The sequence below is a fragment of the Klebsiella sp. C349492 genome, assembly GCF_042055345.1.
Taxonomy (GTDB): domain Bacteria; phylum Pseudomonadota; class Gammaproteobacteria; order Enterobacterales; family Enterobacteriaceae; genus Klebsiella; species Klebsiella scottii.
Map to the genome: position 1 here is coordinate 191,299 of NZ_JANQCE010000005.1, position 18,258 is coordinate 209,556.

The window sequence follows — 18,258 nt, forward strand, 5'->3', positions numbered from 1 at the left end:
AGCCGGTACACATCCGGGTATTCATGCTAGTTTAGACGTCCAGACGTATAAAAACAGGCAAAAACATGGCTGACAAACATCTTGATACCGCTCTGGTCCACGCCGGGCGCAGTAAAAAATATACCTTAGGATCGGTAAACAGCGTGATTCAGCGCGCTTCATCGCTGGTATTCGATACCGTCGAAGATAAGAAACATGCCACTCGCAACCGGGCGAAAGGCGAGCTGTTTTACGGCCGCCGCGGCACGCTGACCCACTTCTCGCTGCAGGAAGCCATGTGCGAGCTGGAAGGCGGCGCCGGCTGCGCCCTGTTCCCCTGCGGCGCGGCGGCGGTGGCCAATACGATTCTGGCGTTTGTTGAGCAGGGCGACCACGTTCTGATGACCAATACCGCCTATGAGCCGAGCCAGGATTTTAGTACCAAAGTGCTTGCCAGACTCGGCGTGAGCACCGGCTGGTTCGATCCGCTGATTGGCGCCGATATCGCCCGTCTGGTCCAGCCGAATACCCGCGTGGTATTTCTCGAATCTCCGGGGTCGATAACTATGGAGGTCCACGATGTTCCGGCGATCGTCGCGGCCGTGCGCAGCGTTGCCCCGGAAGCGATCATCATGATCGACAACACCTGGGCTGCAGGCGTGCTGTTCAGGGCGCTGGATTTCGGCGTCGATATCTCTATTCAGGCCGGCACCAAATACCTGATTGGCCACTCCGATGCGATGGTCGGCACCGCGGTCGCCAACGCGCGCTGCTGGGACCAGCTGCGTGAGAACGCCTATCTGATGGGGCAGATGCTCGACGCGGATACCGCCTATATGACCAGCCGCGGCCTGCGCACCCTCGGCGTGCGCCTGCGTCAGCACCACGAGAGCAGCCTGCGCATCGCCGAATGGCTGGCGCAGCACCCGCAGGTGGCGCGGGTCAACCATCCAGCGCTGCCGGGCAGCAAAGGGCATGAGTTCTGGAAGCGCGACTTTACCGGCAGCAGCGGTCTGTTCTCGTTTATTCTCAATAAGCGGCTGAACGATGCCGAGCTGTCCGCTTATCTGGACAACTTCAGCCTGTTCAGCATGGCCTACTCCTGGGGCGGGTTTGAATCGCTGATCCTGGCTAACCAGCCGGAGCACATCGCCGCCATCCGTCCTGAGGCTGAAGTCGATTTCAGCGGTACGCTGATCCGCGTCCATATCGGTTTAGAAAATGTTGACGATCTGTTGGCGGATTTAGCGGCGGGCTTCGCGCGTATCGTGTAAAGTGACAGCCAGTGGCAATAATTGCGGACGTTCTGTTAGAGGCGGCCGCTTTTGTTGCGCCCGGGATCAAGGTGTTCGGGCCTCTTCAGGAGTACACTAGTCAAAAATACGGTACCACTTAGGAAAGTCCATGGTTGTTATTCAAGAGATTGTCGCCGCGCTCTGGCAACATGATTTTGCCGCATTGGCGAACCCTCACGTTGTGGGCGTTGTATATCTGGTCATGTTCGCGACCCTGTTTCTCGAGAACGGTCTGCTGCCGGCCTCATTTTTACCCGGTGACAGCCTGCTGCTGCTCGCCGGCGCGCTGATTGCTAAAGGCGTCATGGACTTTGTGCCCACCCTCGCCATTCTGACGACGGCGGCCAGCCTCGGCTGCTGGCTGAGCTATGTCCAGGGGCGCTGGCTCGGCAATACCGAGACCGTTAAGGGCTGGCTTTCCCATCTACCGCAAAAATATCATCAGCGTGCGACCTGCATGTTTGATAAGCATGGGCTGCTGGCCCTGCTGGCCGGGCGTTTCCTGGCCTTTGTGCGCACCCTGCTGCCAACAATGGCCGGTATTTCCGGGCTCTCCAACCGCCGCTTCCAGTTCTTCAACTGGCTCAGCGCGCTGCTGTGGGTCGGCGTGGTTACCGGACTCGGATATGCGCTGAGCATGATCCCTTTCGTCAAGCGCCACGAAGATCAGGTGATGACCTGCCTGATGATCCTGCCTATCGCTCTGCTGGTTGCCGGCCTGCTGGGTACGCTGGTGGTGGTCATTAAGAAAAAGTTCTGCAGCGCCTGATTGACCTTCCCGGGAGGGCGCCGGCGCGCCTTCCCCGGAGCGTACGCTTCCTGTCACATCCCCTGAATCGTTCTGATCCGCGCCGCATCTTCGCCCGGCGTCATGCCAAAATAGCGCTTAAACTCCCGGCTGAACTGCGACGCGCTTTCGTAGCCTACGCGCATCGCCGCCGCGCTGGCCTTCATCCCGTCGTGGATCATCAGCATCCGCGCTTTATGCAGGCGATAGCTTTTCAGATACTGCAGCGGTGATGTGCTGGTGACCGATTTAAAATTGTGATGAAACGCCGAGACGCTCATGTTGGCCTCTGCCGCCAGCTGATCGACGCTCAGGTTCTCGGTGTACTGGCTTTCAATGCGCTTGAGGACGCGGCTGATCAGGCTGAAGTGGGTTTGCCGGCTCACCAGCGCCAGCAGCGCCCCGCCGCACGGCCCGGTCAGCACGTAGTAAAGCATCTCGCGAATAATCTGTTTGCCCAGAATGCGCGCATCCAGCGGCCGCTCCATCACGTCCAGCAGCCGTTCAGCGGCGCACAAAATCTCCTCAGAGAGCGCCGCCGAGTTGATTCCGCTCGATGCCACCGCCGGCTGGAAGCGCTCATCCTCGCCAATATCCATCAGCAGCTCCTGCAGTTGCAGAATATCAACGTTCAGCCGTAGCCCCGCCAGCGGAACCTCCGGCGTCGCGAAGGTCTCGCACTCAAACGGCAGCGGTACCGTCAGCAGCAGATATTCATTGGTGTCGTAACGAAAAGTCCGCTCATTTATGTAACCAATTTTATGACCCGAAAAGAGAAAAACGATGCCTGGCTGATACATCACCGGCGTGCGCGTTCCCGGCTGCGTGCCGTACAATAACCGAATATCAGGCAGGAGTTCGCTGAGTTTTTCTTCGTTATTTTTCAGATTGTTAACCTTTTCAGTTAGCAGCTGACATATCTGGGAACGCTTCATTTACGGTGACTCTCCAGTCGTTTTTTCACGACTTCATTGTGCGCATTCCGCAGCTTTTTCTCCAGCCCCACGGAGAAATGGGCAAGACATCGGCAGGAATGTGCATTGAGGGGAACGGATGAGGGGACCACAATGTCCGTCATCTGGCCGGGATATCTTCTCTGCCGGCAGTTTTCTCTTATTGAGGTGATGAGCAATGAACAATTTCGATCTGTATACCCCAACCCGTATCCTCTTTGGTAAAGGTGCCATCGAAAACCTGCGCGATCAAATCCCGGCGGGAGCCCGTATTCTGGTCACCTACGGCGGCGGCAGCGTGAAAAAAACCGGCGTGCTGGATCAGGCCCTGAGCGCGCTCAGCGATTTTGAGGTGCTGGAATTCGGCGGTATTGAACCGAACCCATCCTACGAAACGCTGATGAACGCGGTCAAAATTGCCCGTGAACAGCAGATCACCTTCCTGCTGGCGGTTGGCGGCGGTTCCGTGCTCGACGGGACGAAATTTATCGCGGCCGCCGCGCATTATGATGAAAGCGTCGATCCGTGGGAAATCCTCGAAACCTACGGTAAAAATGTCAAAAGCGCCATCCCGATGGGTTCCGTGCTGACGCTGCCGGCGACCGGCTCCGAGTCCAATAAAGGTGCCGTAGTTTCACGTAAAACCACCGGGGACAAGCGCGCCTTTATGTCTTCCCACGTGCAGCCGGTGTTTGCGATTCTCGATCCTGTCTACACCTACACCCTGCCTCCGCGTCAGGTTGCCAACGGCGTGGTTGACGCATTTGTCCATACCGTTGAGCAGTACGTAACCTATCCGGTTGATGGCAAAATCCAGGACCGTTTTGCCGAAGGCATCCTGCTGACCCTGATCGAAGATGGCCCGAAAGCGCTGAAAGAGCCGGAAAACTACGACGTGCGCGCCAACATTATGTGGGCCGCGACCCAGGCGTTAAACGGCCTGATCGGCGCCGGCGTTCCGCAGGACTGGGCAACGCATATGCTGGGACATGAGCTCACCGCCATGCACGGCCTTGACCATGCCCAGACTCTGGCCATTGTTCTGCCGGTGCTGTGGAATGAAAAACGCGATACCAAACGCGCTAAGCTGCTGCAATACGCCGCCCGCGTGTGGAATATCACCGAAGGTTCTGAAGATGAGCGTATCGACGCGGCTATCGCCGCAACGCGCAATTTCTTCGAGCAGCTCGGCGTACCGACTCGCCTGAGCGGCTACGGTCTTGACGGTAGCTCCATCCCGGCGCTGTTGGCTAAACTGGAAGAGCACGGGATGACTCAGCTCGGTGAAAACCAGGATATCACTCTCGACGTCAGCCGCCGTATTTACGAGGCTGCACGCTAATTCTCCCCTGCGGATACGCCCTCTCCTTCGGGTCATCGGACGCGAAGGAGAGGAGTTTAACTACCGTTTTTAGCTATTTCGTCCAGACTTAATGCTACCCCTTAGCGAAATGTACCCCGCTAAGTTTCATTAACAGGAGGAAGGCATGACACATCCAACCGTGATAAAACTGCACGACGGCAACCTGATGCCACAGCTGGGCCTCGGCGTGTGGAAAGCAGGCAACGAGGAGGTCGTCTCCGCCATTCACAAGGCGCTGGAAGTCGGTTATCGCTCTTTTGACACCGCCGCCGCGTACCAAAACGAAGCCGGCGTCGGCAGCGCGCTGAGCCAGGCTGACGTCCCTCGCGATGAGCTGTTTATCACCACCAAGCTATGGAACGACGATCAAAAACGCCCGCACGAAGCGCTGCAGGAGAGCCTGAACAAGCTGCAGCTCGACTACGTCGATTTGTATTTAATGCACTGGCCGGTTCCGGCGATCGACCATTTTGTTGAAGCCTGGAAGGGCATGATTGAGCTACAAAAACAGGGGCTGGCAAAAAGCATTGGCGTCTGTAATTTCCAGGTCCACCATCTGCAGCGGCTGCTCGATGAAACCGGCGTGGTACCGGTGATTAATCAGGTCGAACTCCATCCCCTGCTGCAACAGCGCCAGCTGCACGCCTGGAACGCGACGCACAAAATCCAGACCGAATCCTGGAGCCCGCTGGCTCAGGGGGGCGAAGGCGTATTCGATCAGAAAATCGTCCGCGAGCTGGCCGATAAGTACGGCAAGACGCCGGCGCAGATTGTGATCCGTTGGCATCTCGATAACGGCCTGGTGGTGATCCCTAAATCGGTGACCCCTTCGCGTATCGTGGAGAACTTTAACGTCTGGGACTTCCGTCTCGATAAAGACGAACTGGGAGCAATGGCGAAGCTGGATATTAACAAGCGCCTCGGGCCAGACCCTGACCAGTTTGGCGGTTAACCTTCCTTCCTGACCGCAGGGCGGTTTTTCGGTTATCCCGGACGGTGGCGCAGCGGCCGCCCTCTCCGGGCAACCTCATCCCTTTACTCCATCACCCCGGCAAGCCCTGTGCTGCCGGGGCACTTCGCCTTAGCGGGACGCTGAGCGAACGCGTTTTTTCGCTCCGCCGGCAGGCGTCTGCCGCTGATGCTCAACCGGCGTATGCTTTGTCAAGGCCGGGCGAGTATGGCGATTCTGGCGACGCGCTTCACGCATCTCGTCCAGCGTCGGCGCAGGCACCAGGCAGTCGCGGCGTGAGCCGATCAGGTGCTTTTTACCCATCGCCTCCAGCGCCTGGCGGATCAGGACCCAGTTTGCCGGATCGTGGTAGCGCAGCAGCGCTTTATGCAGACGGCGCTGCTTATCCCCTTTCGGCACCACCACGTCTTCGCTTTTATAACCAATTTTGCTCAGCGGGTTTTTGCCGGTGTAATACATGGTGGTTGAGTTCGCCAGCGGCGACGGATAGAAGTTCTGCACCTGATCCAGACGGAAACGATTTTTCTTCAGCCACAGCGCCAGGTTCACCATATCTTCATCGCGGGTGCCCGGGTGCGCGGAGATAAAGTACGGGATCAGATACTGCTCTTTCCCCGCCTGTTTTGAGTAGCTATCGAACAGCTCTTTGAAGCGATCGTAGCTGCCCATCCCCGGCTTCATCATCTTCGACAGCGGCCCTTCTTCGGTATGCTCAGGGGCGATCTTCAGATAGCCGCCGACGTGGTGGGTCGCCAGCTCTTTGATATAGCGCGGATCCTCCACGGCAATGTCATAGCGCACCCCGGAAGCAATGAGGATTTTCTTGATCCCCTTCAGATCGCGGGCGCGGCGATAAAGATTAATCGTCGGCTCGTGGTTGGTATCCATATGCGGGCAGATGTCCGGATATACGCACGACAGGCGACGGCAGGTCTGCTCCGCACGCGGCGACTTGCAGCGCAGCATATACATATTGGCCGTTGGGCCGCCGAGGTCGGAAATCACCCCGGTGAAGCCGGGAACCGTGTCACGAATCGCCTCGATTTCGTTAATGATCGAATCTTCGGAACGGCTCTGAATAATGCGCCCTTCATGCTCGGTTATCGAACAGAAGGAACAGCCGCCAAAGCAGCCGCGCATAATATTGATAGAGAAGCGGATCATCTCATATGCCGGGATGCGGCTATCGCCGTACGCCGGGTGCGGAATGCGCTGATACGGCAGCGCAAACACGCTATCCATCTCTTCCGTCGACAGCGGAATGGCCGGCGGGTTAACCCAGATATAGCGCTCGCCGTGCTTTTGCATCAGCGCGCGCGCGCAGCCCGGGTTGGTTTCATGATGGAGAATACGCGACGCGTGGGCGTACAGGACCTTATCCCCTTTGACCTTCTCAAAGGACGGCAGCAGGACGTAGGTTTTTTCCCACGGTTTCGGGCGCGGCGGCTGAACGGTGACCGGTTTAACCTCTTGTTTTGCCGGCTGAACGGTTTTGTTGTCCGCACACGGCAGATCTTCGCCGTACGGATGCGGGATCGGATCAATTTTGCCCGGAGTGTCGAGACGGGTGGAATCGACGCCGCTCCAGCCCGGCAGCGCTTCTTTCACCATGATTGCGGTATTGCGCACGTCGCGAATCTGCGTAATCGGCTCGCCCGCGGCCAGGCGGTGCGCCACTTCTACCAGCGGGCGTTCACCGTTGCCGAACATCAGCATATCGGCCTTCGAATCAACCAGCACCGAGCGGCGCACGGTATCGGACCAGTAGTCATAGTGCGCGGTGCGACGCAGGCTGGCCTCAATGCCGCCGAGAATAACCGGGACGTCTTTCCACGCCTCTTTACAGCGCTGGGTATAGACCAGAGTCGCGCGATCCGGGCGCTTGCCGGCGACGTTGCCCGCGGTATAGGCGTCGTCATGGCGCAGCTTGCGGTCGGCGGTGTAGCGGTTGATCATCGAGTCCATGTTGCCGGCGGTTACGCCGAAGAACAGGTTCGGTTTACCCAGGCGCATAAAGTCATCTTTATTATTCCAGTCCGGTTGGGAAATAATCCCGACGCGGAACCCCTGCGCCTCCAGCATGCGGCCGCAGATAGCCATGCCGAAGCTTGGGTGATCGACATACGCATCGCCGGTTACCAGAATGATGTCGCAGCTATCCCAGCCAAGTTGATCCATCTCTTCGCGTGACATGGGTAAAAACGGCGCGGGGCCAAAACAGGCGGCCCAGTATTGCGGCCAGGAAAAAAGGTCACGATCCGGTTGGATCAGGGATATTGCGCTCATATTGCTTCCGGGGGAAAAAATGATAAAAAAATAACCAAAGGGCGGCGATTATAAGCCGGATTGCCACAGGAAATGAAGGGAGTTTTTCTCTTACCCTAACCGTTGGCCGGTTAGGGTAGCGGGTATTACGGCGCCGGGTTAACCAGGATCTGGCCAATCGAGCCGCGGTCGGCGAGCTCCAGCGTCTGGCTAAGGAACTGGAACGGGAAGTGTGACCAGGAGGGCTGGGCGTAGTACACCAGCAGCTCCACCTGCCCGTCGATCCAGACGGTATCTTTCCAGCCGCGGTCTTCCGGGAACGGCGTGGAACCGTTGACGTTGCGCACCTGGAACATCACCCCTTCGATATGGAACGACTGCGGTCTGTCGGCGCGTACCGTCCAGCGCTCCCAGGTTCCCTGCTGGGCGGTAATATCGATGCGCTGCGGATCCCAGAGCTGACCGTTAATCCCCGGATCGTCGCCGAGCGAGATATCGCGGCTGCGGGTCGGCGTCCCGGTCAAAATATCCGTCGGCAGCAGGCGTACCGGCAGGCTGTCGGTGACCAGCGGCAGCAGGCCCGTTGGGCGCAGGGTTAACAGCAGCGTCGAAATCAGAATGCTCGAGGGCTCGAAGAAACCGCGAATGCGATCGACGATGCTCGCCGCTTCGCCGCAGGTAATCGACACCTCATCGCCGTTGGTCATGTCCACCAGGATCTCACGCCGCTCGCCAGGAGCCAGAGAGAGCTGTTTCAGCGAAACCGGCGCCGGCAGAAACCCCTGATCGCCGGAAATAACGTGCAGCAGTCGGCCATCGCTCATCTGCAGCTGATAGCGGCGGGAGTTAGAGGCGTTCAGCAGGCGCAGACGCACCCAGCCGCGCGAGACCTCTACGTACGGGCCCTGTACGCCATTAACCAGCAGCGTATCGCCGACGAAGCCGCCGCTGCCGGGCTCGCTGTATTCCGGCGTGCCGAAATTATCCAGCCGCTTGTCCTGAATAATGACCGGAAAATCATCCACGCCGTAGTGGTTAGGAATGGGCAGATTTTTGCTGACCTCGTCTTCCACCAGCCACATCCCCGCCAGGCCGTTGTAGACCTGTTTGGCCATATGGTTTGGCGTATTCGCCTGATACCACAGGGTGGAGGCGCTCTGGCGGATGGGCAGCACCGGCGCCCAGTCGGCGTTCGGCGACATCATCCGCGCCGCGCCGCCAATCAGCGGGCCGGGAACCTGCAGGCCGCGAATGGTCATGGCGACGTTTTCAGCCAGGCGGTTGCTGTAAATCAGCTTAACGTCATCGCCGTTCCACACGCGAATAGTCGGCCCAAGATAGCGACCGTTTACGCCCCACACCGACGCGCGGGTGCCCGGCGTAAATGACCAGTGCGCGCGCTGCAGGGTCAAAAACAGCGGCTGGCCGCGGCGGGATTCGAGCAGCGGAGGAACGGGCAGTGCTGGCTGTTGGCCGGCGGCATGTGCGTTCAGCGGCGCGGCTCCCGCGCACAGCGCTACGCCTGAAGCCTTAATAAACTGACGCCGACTGAGTGACATATTAACTCCATGAAATACTGATAAATCAAAAAGGGAATTCGTTTCCCGCTAGCACCAGGCTCGCGTTAGCCCGGCGTTTCCTGTTTATTTCATACCCGCGGCTTCACGTTCCGCTACTTCGCGATCCAGCTCTTCAATCTTCGCAGCCATCAGCTCGCGGCAGTGTTTCGCCAGCGCGCGAACGCCGTCTTTACCAAACTCGCTGGTATCAACCGGCGGCAGCATTTCAACAATCACCAGACCGTTTTTAAGGCGATTGAGATTAATTTTATTCGATGTATTGGAAACGCATACCGGAATAATCGGCACACCAGCGGCGATAGCCGCGTGAAAAGCACCGGTTTTAAAAGGCAGCAGGCCACGGCCACGGCTACGCGTTCCTTCCGGGAACATCCAAAAAGATATTTTGCGTTTTTTAAACGTATTCACCACCTGAGCGATCGTCCCGTGCGCCTTCGCCCGGTTATTACGATCGATCAGCAGGTTCCCCGTCAGCCAGTACAGCAGGCCAAAAAATGGAACCCACATCAGGCTCTTTTTACCCACGGTGACGGTTGGCGGCTGCACGATGTTTGCTGCCGTCACCATATCATAGTTGTTCTGGTGATTAGCGATGTATATCGCGTTGCCATAGCTTTCCGCATCGGCGGGCTTGCGCGTTTCCACCTTCAGACCGAATACCGGAGAGAGCCGACCAAAAAGATGGCCAAAGGTCGCCACGTGTTTCGGGTTACGCGGGCTGAATAAGCAGTAAATACAGCCAAATATGCAGACAAAAATACAGTAAATAACAACGATAATTAGTCGAAAAATAAATAGCATAGCTACCTCTAAAACCCAAACCGCTGAGAATAATACCCGTTATACCGCAGGCTGCTCGCGCGCAGGCTGCACTGTCCGACCCTTACGGGCCGCCGCTGGTATTAATCAGGATACAGATTCGCTGTTCGCCCGTTGAAGACGCCGGGAGCGACTGACGCCCCCGGGCTATCTTGAATGATTTTGCGTCTATTGTTAATCGCAACGGCCGAATAAACAACGGTTTGGCGGCAAATGTTAACATCCTCTTCCCTGCGGAGGAGGATGCCCATATTACTCTTCGCTATCGCCCGCCGAGGCGCGATGAGGCGAATCAATGTCCACACGATCGATTTTCTGCAGTCCACGCATCAGCGAACCGCGGCGACCGCGCTCGCCGGTGACTTTTTGCAGCTCTTCCGGACGCAGCTTGATCTTCCGTTTGCCGACGTGGATCGTCAGCGTACTCTGCGGCGGCAGCACAAACAGATGCGCCAGGCCATCCTGCCCGGAAGCGGCATCCGCAGACGGAATATTGATAATTTTATTGCCTTTGCCTTTCGACAGCTGCGGCAGATCGCTGACCGGGAACATCAGCATGCGTCCGGCAGAGGTGATAGCCAGCAGCATGTCGGACTCGTCTTCAATCACCAGCGGCGGCATCACCCGCGCATTTTCCGGCAGCGAGATTAGCGCCTTACCGGCACGGTTGCGCGCGACGAGGTCGTTGAAGGTGCAGACAAAGCCGTAGCCGGCGTCGGAGGCCATCAGCAGCTTCTGGTCGTCGCCTTCCATCAGCATATGTTCGACGCTGGCGCCCGGCGGCAGCGTGAGCTTGCCGGTAATCGGCTCGCCCTGGCCGCGGGCCGACGGCAGGGTAATCGGATCGATGGCGTAGCTGCGCCCGGTAGTATCGATAAACACCACCGGCTGGTTGCTCTTGCCCTTCGACGAGGCTTTCCAGCTGTCGCCAGCTTTATAGCTTAGCCCCTGAGCGTCAATGTCATGACCTTTGGCGCTGCGTACCCAGCCCATTTGCGACAGCACAATCGTCACCGGTTCAGACGGCAGCATATCGTGTTCGCTCATCGCCTTCGCTTCTTCACGCTCGCGCAGCGGCGAACGGCGGTCATCGCCAAACGTGTCGGCATCGGTCTGCAGCTCTTTCTTCAGCAGGTTATTCATCTTGCGCTCGGACGCCAGAATAGCCTGCAGACTATCGCGCTCTTTTTCCAGCTCGCCCTGCTCGCCGCGGATTTTCATCTCTTCCAGCTTGGCGAGATGACGCAGCTTCAGTTCGAGGATGGCTTCCGCCTGCGTTTCGCTGATGCCAAAGCGCGACATCAGGGCCGGCTTGGGCTCATCTTCGTGGCGGATGATTTCGATCACTTCATCGATGTTCAGGAACGCAACCAGCAAACCCTCAAGGATATGCAGGCGCTTGAGCACCTTCTCCAGACGATAGTTCAGGCGGCGACGGACGGTATCGCGACGGAAGGTGAGCCACTCCGTCAGGATCTCCAGCAGGTTTTTGACCGCCGGACGATTGTCCAGGCCAATCATATTCAGGTTGATGCGGTAGCTTTTTTCAAGATCGGTGGTCGCGAACAGATGGTTCATGACCTGATCCATATCCACGCGATTGGAGCGCGGAACGATCACCAGCCGGGTCGGGTTTTCGTGATCCGACTCGTCGCGCAGATCGTCAACCATCGGCAGCTTTTTATTGCGCATCTGCGCGGCGATTTGCTCCAGCACGCGGGCGCCGGAAACCTGGTGCGGCAGCGCGCTAATCACCACCGCGCCGTCCTCTTTTTTCCAGACCGCGCGCATGCGTACCGAGCCGCGGCCGTTCTGATAGATTTTGCGGATCTCGGCGCGCGGGGTAATGATTTCAGCTTCGGTGGGGTAATCCGGTCCGTGAACGATATCCAGCAGCTCGTCGAGCGAAGTCTGCGGCTTTTCAATCAGGGTGATGGCCGCTTTGGCAACTTCGCGCAGGTTGTGCGGCGGAATATCGGTTGCCATCCCCACGGCGATGCCGGTGGTGCCGTTGAGCAGAATATTCGGTAAACGCGCAGGCAGCATTTTCGGCTCCTGCATCGTACCGTCAAAGTTAGGCACCCAGTCAACGGTTCCCTGGCCCAGCTCGCCCAGCAGCAGCTCCGCATACTTTGACAGGCGGGATTCGGTATAACGCATCGCGGCGAAGGATTTGGGATCGTCCGGGGCGCCCCAGTTGCCCTGACCGTCCACCAGCGGGTAGCGGTAAGAGAACGGCTGCGCCATCAGCACCATCGCCTCATAGCAGGCGCTGTCGCCGTGCGGGTGATATTTACCCAGCACGTCACCGACGGTGCGGGCGGATTTTTTGAATTTAGCGGTGGCGTTCAGACCCAGCTCGGACATCGCATAAACGATGCGCCGCTGGACCGGTTTCAGGCCATCGCCAATGAACGGCAACGCCCTGTCCATGATGACGTACATGGAATAATTCAGGTAGGCGTTTTCCGTAAATTCATGCAGCGCAAGGCGCTCTGCCATATCGCTCATTAATCGTGAATCCTCAATCTGCGTACCGACCGTTCGGACGGCAAAACTACCCGCGATAATACCCTATCTAACGCCCTGAGTCACAGGGCGTTAGACCGGTTGAGGATTCTGCAATGGAGAGCGACGGCGGCGGCCCGCTCAGAGGCTTTACGGGCCGACTTTGCTTATCTGCTTCACGTCGATTTCCACCGAGTTCCAGTCCTTATCGACCTCACCCTGAATTTCCACCGTATCCTTCGGGGTCACGGTGACGCCATTCCAGCGCTTGTGGTCAATATCGACATTCACCGTCCCGGAGGCATCCTGGAATTTATAAAGATCGTCGGAGATGCGCTCAACAATTTTACCGCGCAGGGTCACCCAGGTGTCGTCACGCAGGGATTTCGCATTCTCTACCGTCGTCACGCTGCCGTTCGGGCCAATAAAGCCGCCTTTTTGCGCGGTTGTCTGGCTGGTTTGCGCGGCGCCAGGGCCGGAAAAACCACCCTGCTCGGCGGCCAGCACCGGCATAGAAACTAAAGCAACGATTGCGGTAATTGCGGCGATTTTCTTCATGATGTGTTCTCCCTTTATGTTGATATCGCCACCATTAAAGCTGGCAAAACTTAACAACTTCTTAAGCGGAAAAAAGAAATTTTATTGCTGTACAGAGGGCGCAGCAACGCGTTTTACTGCGCGTATATCCGCGAGCCACAGGAGCAGGCCAATGCGTATTTTACTGGTGGAAGACGACAAACTCATCGGCGACGGCATCAAGGCCGGGCTGAGTAAAATGGGCTTCAGCATCGACTGGTTCACGCGCGGCGAAGAGGGAAAAGCCGCGCTCTACGCCGCCCCCTATGACGCGGTCATCCTCGATCTGACGCTGCCCGGCATCGACGGTCTCGATATCCTGCGCGAATGGCGCGATAAAGGTCGCCACGAGCCGGTGCTGATCCTCACCGCGCGCGATGCGCTCAGCCAGCGGGTTGAGGGGCTTCGGCTCGGCGCCGATGACTATCTGTGTAAGCCTTTCGCGCTTATTGAGGTTGCCGCCCGCCTGGAGGCGCTGATGCGTCGCGCCCACGGCCAGAGCAGCAGCGAGCTGCGCCACGGAAACGTCACCCTCGACCCCGGCCGCCTGACGGTCACTCTGGCTGGGGAGCCTCTGGCGCTGAAGCCCAAAGAGTTCGCCCTGCTCGAACTGCTGATGCGTAACGCCGGACGCGTGCTGCCGCGCAAGCTCATTGAAGAAAAGCTCTATAGCTGGGACGACGATGTCTCCAGCAACGCCGTGGAGGTCCACGTACACCATCTGCGCCGCAAGCTCGGGAGCGAGTTTATCCGCACCGTCCACGGCATTGGCTACACCCTGGGGGACGCATGAAGCGGCTGGGTCGGCTAAGCCTGCGCGTTCGCCTGACGCTGCTTTTTTTCCTGCTCACCAGCCTGGCCTGGGGAAGCGCCTCGTTTATTGCCTGGCAGCAGACCACCCACAAGCTGGATAAGCTGTTTGATACTCAGCAGCTGCTGTTTGCCCGCCGTCTGAGCGCGATGAATTTCGACGAGCTGCATACCTCTCCCCCGCAGGTGCGGGCGAAAAAGAAGGTCAGGCATGGCCACCTTGACGACGACGCGCTGGCATTCGCCATTTTCACCACCGACGGCAACATGGTGCTGCACGATAGCGAAAACGGGCAGGATATTCCGTGGGATAACCGACGAGAAGGCTTCAGCGACGGCTACCTGCATAACGATGATGATGAGTGGCGCTTTCTTCAGCTCACCACCGCCGACGGCCGCTACCGCATTGTCGTCGGCCAGGAGTGGGACTATCGCCGGGAGATGGCGCTGGATATCGTCACCTCGCAGCTCACCCCCTGGCTGGTTGCGCTGCCGCTGATGTTTCTGCTGCTGATTGTCCTGCTCAGCCGGGAGCTGGCGCCGCTCAAACGGCTCGCCCGCACCCTGCGCCTGCGCGCGCCGGATTCAGCGGAATCACTTAACGTCGATAGCATCCCCAGCGAAGTCCGTCCGCTGGTCGATGCGCTGAATCAGCTGTTTGCCCGTACCCACGACGCCATGATCCGCGAGCGCCGCTTTACCTCCGACGCCGCCCACGAGCTGCGTAGCCCGCTGGCGGCGCTGAAGGTGCAAACCGAGGTGGCCCAGCTGTCGATGGACGACCCGCAGGGACGTGAAAAGGCGCTGGCGCAGCTGCACGTCGGGATCGATCGCGCAACCCGGCTGGTCGATCAGCTGCTGACGCTGTCGCGCCTCGACTCCCTGGCCGCGCTCGAAGACGTGGATAGCGTCGCCATCGACGAGCTGCTGCAGTCAGCGGTGATGGAGATGTACCATGCGGCGCAGCAGGCGGGCATCGAGCTCCGTCTGCATCCGCATGTCGCTAAGGTGACGCGCGTTGGTCAGCCGCTGCTGCTTGGCCTGCTGGTACGCAATCTGCTGGATAACGCCGTACGCTACAGCCCGCGCGGAAGCCGGGTGGATATCATCCTCGACGCCCGCGGGTTTCGCGTTTGCGATAATGGTCCGGGTATCAGCCCCGAAGCGCTGGCGCGTATCGGCGAGCGCTTTTATCGCCCTCCCGGCCAGGATGAGCCGGGCAGCGGGCTGGGGCTGTCTATCGTCCGGCGCATTGCCGCCCTGCACGGCATGACCGTCACCTTCCATAACGCCCCCGACGGCGGCTTTGCCGCACAGGTCGGCTGGTAGCGGGATTATTGCGAAAAAAGCAAAAGACTTTGCACATTTTGCTCATTTTACCGCCCCGCCATGCGGGGTAAAATAGTCGACAAAATTGAAACGCCAGGGATAAAAAATGAGCAATATTCTGATTATCAACGGGGCGAAAAAATTCGCTCACTCTAACGGCCAGCTGAACGACACCCTGACCGAGGTCGCGGATGGTTATCTGCGCGACGCCGGGCATGATGTTAAAATCGTCCGCGCCGAAAGCGAATACGACGTTAAAGCAGAAGTACAAAATTTCCTCTGGGCCGACGTTATTATCTGGCAAATGCCGGGCTGGTGGATGGGCGCGCCCTGGACCGTGAAAAAGTATATCGATGATGTTTTCACCGAAGGCCACGGCTCGCTGTACGCCAGCGACGGCCGCACCCGCTCCGATGCCAGCAAAAAATATGGCTCAGGCGGTTTAATTCAGGGCAAGCGCTACATGCTCTCCCTGACCTGGAACGCCCCGATGGACGCCTTTACCGATGAGGAACAGTTCTTCCACGGCGTCGGCGTTGACGGCGTTTACCTGCCGTTCCACAAGGCCAATCAGTTCCTCGGCATGACCGCCCTGCCGACGTTTATCGCTAACGACGTGATTAAAATGCCTGATGTTCCGCATTACATCGCAGAATATCGCAAGCATCTGGCGCAGATTTTTGGTTAACTAAAGGTCTACATACAGAAGGAGTTGAGTACATCATGTTGACAGTGATTGCCGAAATTCGCACCCGCCCTGGCCAGCGCCATCGCCAGGCCGTGCTCGATCAGTTCGCGAAAATTATTCCGACGGTTTTACAAGAAGAGGGCTGCCACGGCTATGCCCCGCTGGTCGACCACGCCGCTGGCGTAAGTTTTCAGACTACCTCGCCTGACTCTATCGTCATGGTTGAGCAGTGGGAAAGCGTGGCGCATCTCGAAGCGCACCTGCAAACCCCGCATATGAAAGCGTATGGCGAAGCGGTGAAGGGCGACGTGCTGGAAACCAGCATTCGCATCCTGCAGCCGGGCGTTTAAGCAAATACGTAAACGAGCGGGCCTGCGGTATCAGGCCAGCAAAAAGGGAGCCAATGGCTCCCTTTTTTGTCCCGGTCGGTCGGCTCAGGCTTCAATATCCGCCATGTCGCCTTTTTCCTGCAGCCAGTTGCGGCGATCTTCCGAGCGCTTCTTGGCTAACAGCATATCCATCATCGCGTTGGTCTGCTGCTCGTCCTCATCGCTGATAATCAGCTGAACCAGACGGCGGGTATTGGGGTCAAGCGTGGTTTCACGCAGCTGCATCGGGTTCATTTCACCCAGCCCTTTAAAGCGCTGAACGTTCGGCTTACCCTTCTTGCGCTTGAGCTGCTCAAGCACTCCGGCTTTCTCTTCTTCAGTCAGCGCGTAGTAAACCTCTTTGCCGAGGTCAATACGGTACAGAGGCGGCAACGCCACGTGGACGTGCCCATGTTTAACCAGCGCGCGGAAGTGCTTAACGAACAGCGCGCAGAGCAGCGTGGCGATGTGCAGGCCATCGGAGTCCGCATCCGCGAGGATACAGATCTTGCCATAGCGCAGCTGGCTCAAATCATCGCTATCCGGATCGATACCGATCGCCACCGAAATATCGTGCACCTCCTGCGAGGCCAGCACTTCATCCGAAGAGACCTCCCAGGTATTGAGGATCTTGCCCTTCAGCGGCATGATCGCCTGATACTCACGGTCGCGCGCCTGCTTGGCAGAACCGCCCGCCGAGTCCCCTTCCACGAGGAACAGCTCGGTACGGTTGAGGTCCTGAGCGGTACAGTCCGCCAGCTTACCCGGCAGCGCAGGGCCGCTGGTCAGCTTCTTACGCACCACCTTCTTGGCGGCGCGCATCCGGCGCTGGGCGCTGGAAATCGCCATTTCGGCCAGCAGCTCTGCGGCCTGGACGTTCTGGTTCAGCCACAGGCTGAAGGCGTCTTTTACCACGCCGGAAACGAAGGCCGCGCACTGGCGCGAGGAGAGGCGCTCTTTGGTCTGGCCGGCGAACTGCGGATCCTGCATTTTTACCGACAGCACGTAGGCGCAGCGATCCCAGATATCCTCCGCCGAGAGCTTGACGCCGCGCGGCAGAATATTGCGATATTCGCAGAACTCGCGCATGGCCTCCAGCAGACCCTGGCGCAGGCCGTTAACGTGCGTCCCGCCCTGCATGGTCGGGATCAGGTTAACGTAGCTTTCGGTTAACAGCTCGCCGCCTTCCGGCAGCCACAGCAGCGCCCAGTCGACCGCTTCGGTTTCACCGGAGAAGTTGCCGACAAACGGCTGTTCCGGCAGCAGCGGCAGGCCGTTCACCGCTTCGCGCAGATAGTCCGTCAGGCCATCTTCATAGCACCAGCGCTGCTCGCTGTTGTTCACCAGGTCACGGAAGACGATCTCCACGCCGGGGCACAGTACGGCTTTGGCCTTGAGCAAATGGGTCAGGCGCGATACGGAGAAGCGCGGGCTATCGAAGAAGCTTTCATCCGGCCAGAAATGCACACTGGTACCGGTGTTACGCTTACCGCAGGTGCCGGTGACGTGCAGCTCTTCAACCTTATCGCCATTCTCAAACGCAATGCTGTAGACCTGGCCGTCGCGACGTACGTTAACCTCAACGCGCTTCGACAGGGCGTTAACCACCGAAATCCCCACCCCATGCAGGCCACCGGAGAACTGGTAGTTCTTGCCTGAAAATTTGCCGCCCGCGTGCAGCCGACACATGATCAGCTCAACCGCCGGAACCCCTTCTTCAGGATGGATATCGACCGGCATTCCTCGCCCGTCGTCGATAACTTCCAGCGATTGATCGGCATGAAGAATGACTTCCACGCGTTTAGCGTGGCCGCCCAGTGCTTCATCCACACTGTTATCAATAACTTCCTGACCAAGATGGTTAGGACGTGTCGTGTCGGTGTACATCCCCGGGCGGCGGCGAACCGGCTCTAGCCCGGTGAGTACCTCAATGGCATCAGCGTTGTATGAAGATTGCGTCATGGTGTG

General features: G+C 58.4%; 14 protein-coding genes and 1 pseudogene. 8 read left to right on the forward strand and 7 right to left on the reverse strand.

Going from position 1 to position 18,258, the window contains the following annotated elements; translation table 11 throughout:
* Positions 1–65 precede the first annotated feature (65 nt).
* Positions 66–1,253, forward strand: coding sequence for a cystathionine beta-lyase (gene metC / locus NWP14_RS18740; RefSeq protein ID WP_095099509.1), 1,188 nt, complete (start codon positions 66–68; stop codon positions 1,251–1,253).
* Positions 1,254–1,383: 130 nt separating this feature from the next.
* On the forward strand, positions 1,384–2,043 hold the full coding sequence (gene yghB / locus NWP14_RS18745; RefSeq protein WP_095099512.1) for a DedA family general envelope maintenance protein YghB: 660 nt from the start codon (positions 1,384–1,386) through the stop codon (positions 2,041–2,043).
* Positions 2,044–2,096: 53 nt separating this feature from the next.
* Here yghB and NWP14_RS18750 read toward each other — a convergent pair whose 3' ends face one another.
* Positions 2,097–2,996, reverse strand: a complete 900-nt coding sequence (locus NWP14_RS18750; RefSeq protein ID WP_095099515.1) for an AraC family transcriptional regulator — start codon at positions 2,994–2,996, stop codon at positions 2,097–2,099.
* A 196-nt stretch (positions 2,997–3,192) separates the two neighbouring features.
* Here NWP14_RS18750 and yqhD point away from each other — a divergent pair, with 196 nt between their 5' ends.
* Together yqhD and dkgA are read left to right on the forward strand one after the other, a co-directional pair.
* Complete coding sequence (gene yqhD, locus NWP14_RS18755) at positions 3,193–4,356, forward strand: alcohol dehydrogenase (protein ID WP_095099521.1); 1,164 nt, start codon at positions 3,193–3,195, stop codon at positions 4,354–4,356.
* 145 nt (positions 4,357–4,501) lie between these two features.
* A complete protein-coding gene (dkgA, locus tag NWP14_RS18760) occupies positions 4,502–5,329 on the forward strand; it encodes a 2,5-didehydrogluconate reductase DkgA (RefSeq protein WP_095099523.1) in 828 nt (275 codons plus the stop codon).
* 83 nt (positions 5,330–5,412) lie between these two features.
* Here the strand turns inward: dkgA and NWP14_RS18765 are convergent.
* From NWP14_RS18765 to NWP14_RS18785, 5 genes and pseudogenes are all read right to left on the reverse strand, one after another.
* Positions 5,413–7,707: pseudogene (locus tag NWP14_RS18765) on the reverse strand (YgiQ family radical SAM protein).
* Between the two features lie 51 nt (positions 7,708–7,758).
* The gene (gene ftsP, locus NWP14_RS18770; protein WP_095099529.1) at positions 7,759–9,171 is read right to left on the reverse strand and encodes a cell division protein FtsP; all 1,413 of its coding nucleotides are present in this window, start codon (positions 9,169–9,171) and stop codon (positions 7,759–7,761) included.
* Between the two features lie 84 nt (positions 9,172–9,255).
* A complete protein-coding gene (plsC, locus tag NWP14_RS18775; RefSeq protein WP_095099532.1) occupies positions 9,256–9,993 on the reverse strand; it encodes a 1-acylglycerol-3-phosphate O-acyltransferase in 738 nt (245 codons plus the stop codon).
* Between the two features lie 270 nt (positions 9,994–10,263).
* The gene (parC, locus tag NWP14_RS18780; protein WP_331834891.1) at positions 10,264–12,522 is read right to left on the reverse strand and encodes a DNA topoisomerase IV subunit A; all 2,259 of its coding nucleotides are present in this window, start codon (positions 12,520–12,522) and stop codon (positions 10,264–10,266) included.
* A 147-nt stretch (positions 12,523–12,669) separates the two neighbouring features.
* On the reverse strand, positions 12,670–13,077 hold the full coding sequence (locus NWP14_RS18785; RefSeq protein ID WP_375215807.1) for a YgiW/YdeI family stress tolerance OB fold protein: 408 nt from the start codon (positions 13,075–13,077) through the stop codon (positions 12,670–12,672).
* A gap of 151 nt (positions 13,078–13,228) precedes the next feature.
* Here NWP14_RS18785 and qseB point away from each other — a divergent pair, with 151 nt between their 5' ends.
* From qseB to NWP14_RS18805, 4 genes are all read left to right on the forward strand, one after another.
* Entirely contained in the window at positions 13,229–13,888 is a 660-nt protein-coding gene (gene qseB / locus NWP14_RS18790; protein ID WP_346430649.1) for a quorum sensing response regulator transcription factor QseB, read from the forward strand.
* Entirely contained in the window at positions 13,885–15,234 is a 1,350-nt protein-coding gene (gene qseC, locus NWP14_RS18795; RefSeq protein ID WP_375215808.1) for a quorum sensing histidine kinase QseC, read from the forward strand. The genes qseB and qseC overlap by 4 nt, the downstream gene beginning before the upstream one ends.
* 106 nt (positions 15,235–15,340) lie before the next feature.
* A complete protein-coding gene (locus NWP14_RS18800) occupies positions 15,341–15,922 on the forward strand; it encodes an NAD(P)H-dependent oxidoreductase (protein ID WP_041147270.1) in 582 nt (193 codons plus the stop codon).
* Between the two features lie 35 nt (positions 15,923–15,957).
* Complete coding sequence (locus NWP14_RS18805; RefSeq protein WP_331834895.1) at positions 15,958–16,272, forward strand: putative quinol monooxygenase; 315 nt, start codon at positions 15,958–15,960, stop codon at positions 16,270–16,272.
* A gap of 84 nt (positions 16,273–16,356) precedes the next feature.
* Here the strand turns inward: NWP14_RS18805 and parE are convergent, their stop codons facing one another.
* Positions 16,357–18,252 (reverse strand): DNA topoisomerase IV subunit B, encoded by a 1,896-nt coding sequence (gene parE / locus NWP14_RS18810; RefSeq protein ID WP_315299590.1) that lies wholly within the window; start codon positions 18,250–18,252, stop codon positions 16,357–16,359.
* Positions 18,253–18,258: the final 6 nt, after the last annotated feature.

Bases quoted from the DNA above. Each gene is read 5' to 3' on its own strand.
- metC (WP_095099509.1), top strand. From the start codon at position 66: ATGGCTGACAAACATCTTGATACCGCTCTGGTCCACGCCGGGCGCAGT.
- yghB (WP_095099512.1), top strand. From the start codon at position 1,384: ATGGTTGTTATTCAAGAGATTGTCGCCGCGCTCTGGCAACATGATTTT.
- NWP14_RS18750 (WP_095099515.1), bottom strand. From the start codon at position 2,996: ATGAAGCGTTCCCAGATATGTCAGCTGCTAACTGAAAAGGTTAACAAT.
- yqhD (WP_095099521.1), top strand. From the start codon at position 3,193: ATGAACAATTTCGATCTGTATACCCCAACCCGTATCCTCTTTGGTAAA.
- dkgA (WP_095099523.1), top strand. From the start codon at position 4,502: ATGACACATCCAACCGTGATAAAACTGCACGACGGCAACCTGATGCCA.
- ftsP (WP_095099529.1), bottom strand. From the start codon at position 9,171: ATGTCACTCAGTCGGCGTCAGTTTATTAAGGCTTCAGGCGTAGCGCTG.
- plsC (WP_095099532.1), bottom strand. From the start codon at position 9,993: ATGCTATTTATTTTTCGACTAATTATCGTTGTTATTTACTGTATTTTT.
- parC (WP_331834891.1), bottom strand. From the start codon at position 12,522: ATGAGCGATATGGCAGAGCGCCTTGCGCTGCATGAATTTACGGAAAAC.
- NWP14_RS18785 (WP_375215807.1), bottom strand. From the start codon at position 13,077: ATGAAGAAAATCGCCGCAATTACCGCAATCGTTGCTTTAGTTTCTATG.
- qseB (WP_346430649.1), top strand. From the start codon at position 13,229: ATGCGTATTTTACTGGTGGAAGACGACAAACTCATCGGCGACGGCATC.
- qseC (WP_375215808.1), top strand. From the start codon at position 13,885: ATGAAGCGGCTGGGTCGGCTAAGCCTGCGCGTTCGCCTGACGCTGCTT.
- NWP14_RS18800 (WP_041147270.1), top strand. From the start codon at position 15,341: ATGAGCAATATTCTGATTATCAACGGGGCGAAAAAATTCGCTCACTCT.
- NWP14_RS18805 (WP_331834895.1), top strand. From the start codon at position 15,958: ATGTTGACAGTGATTGCCGAAATTCGCACCCGCCCTGGCCAGCGCCAT.
- parE (WP_315299590.1), bottom strand. From the start codon at position 18,252: ATGACGCAATCTTCATACAACGCTGATGCCATTGAGGTACTCACCGGG.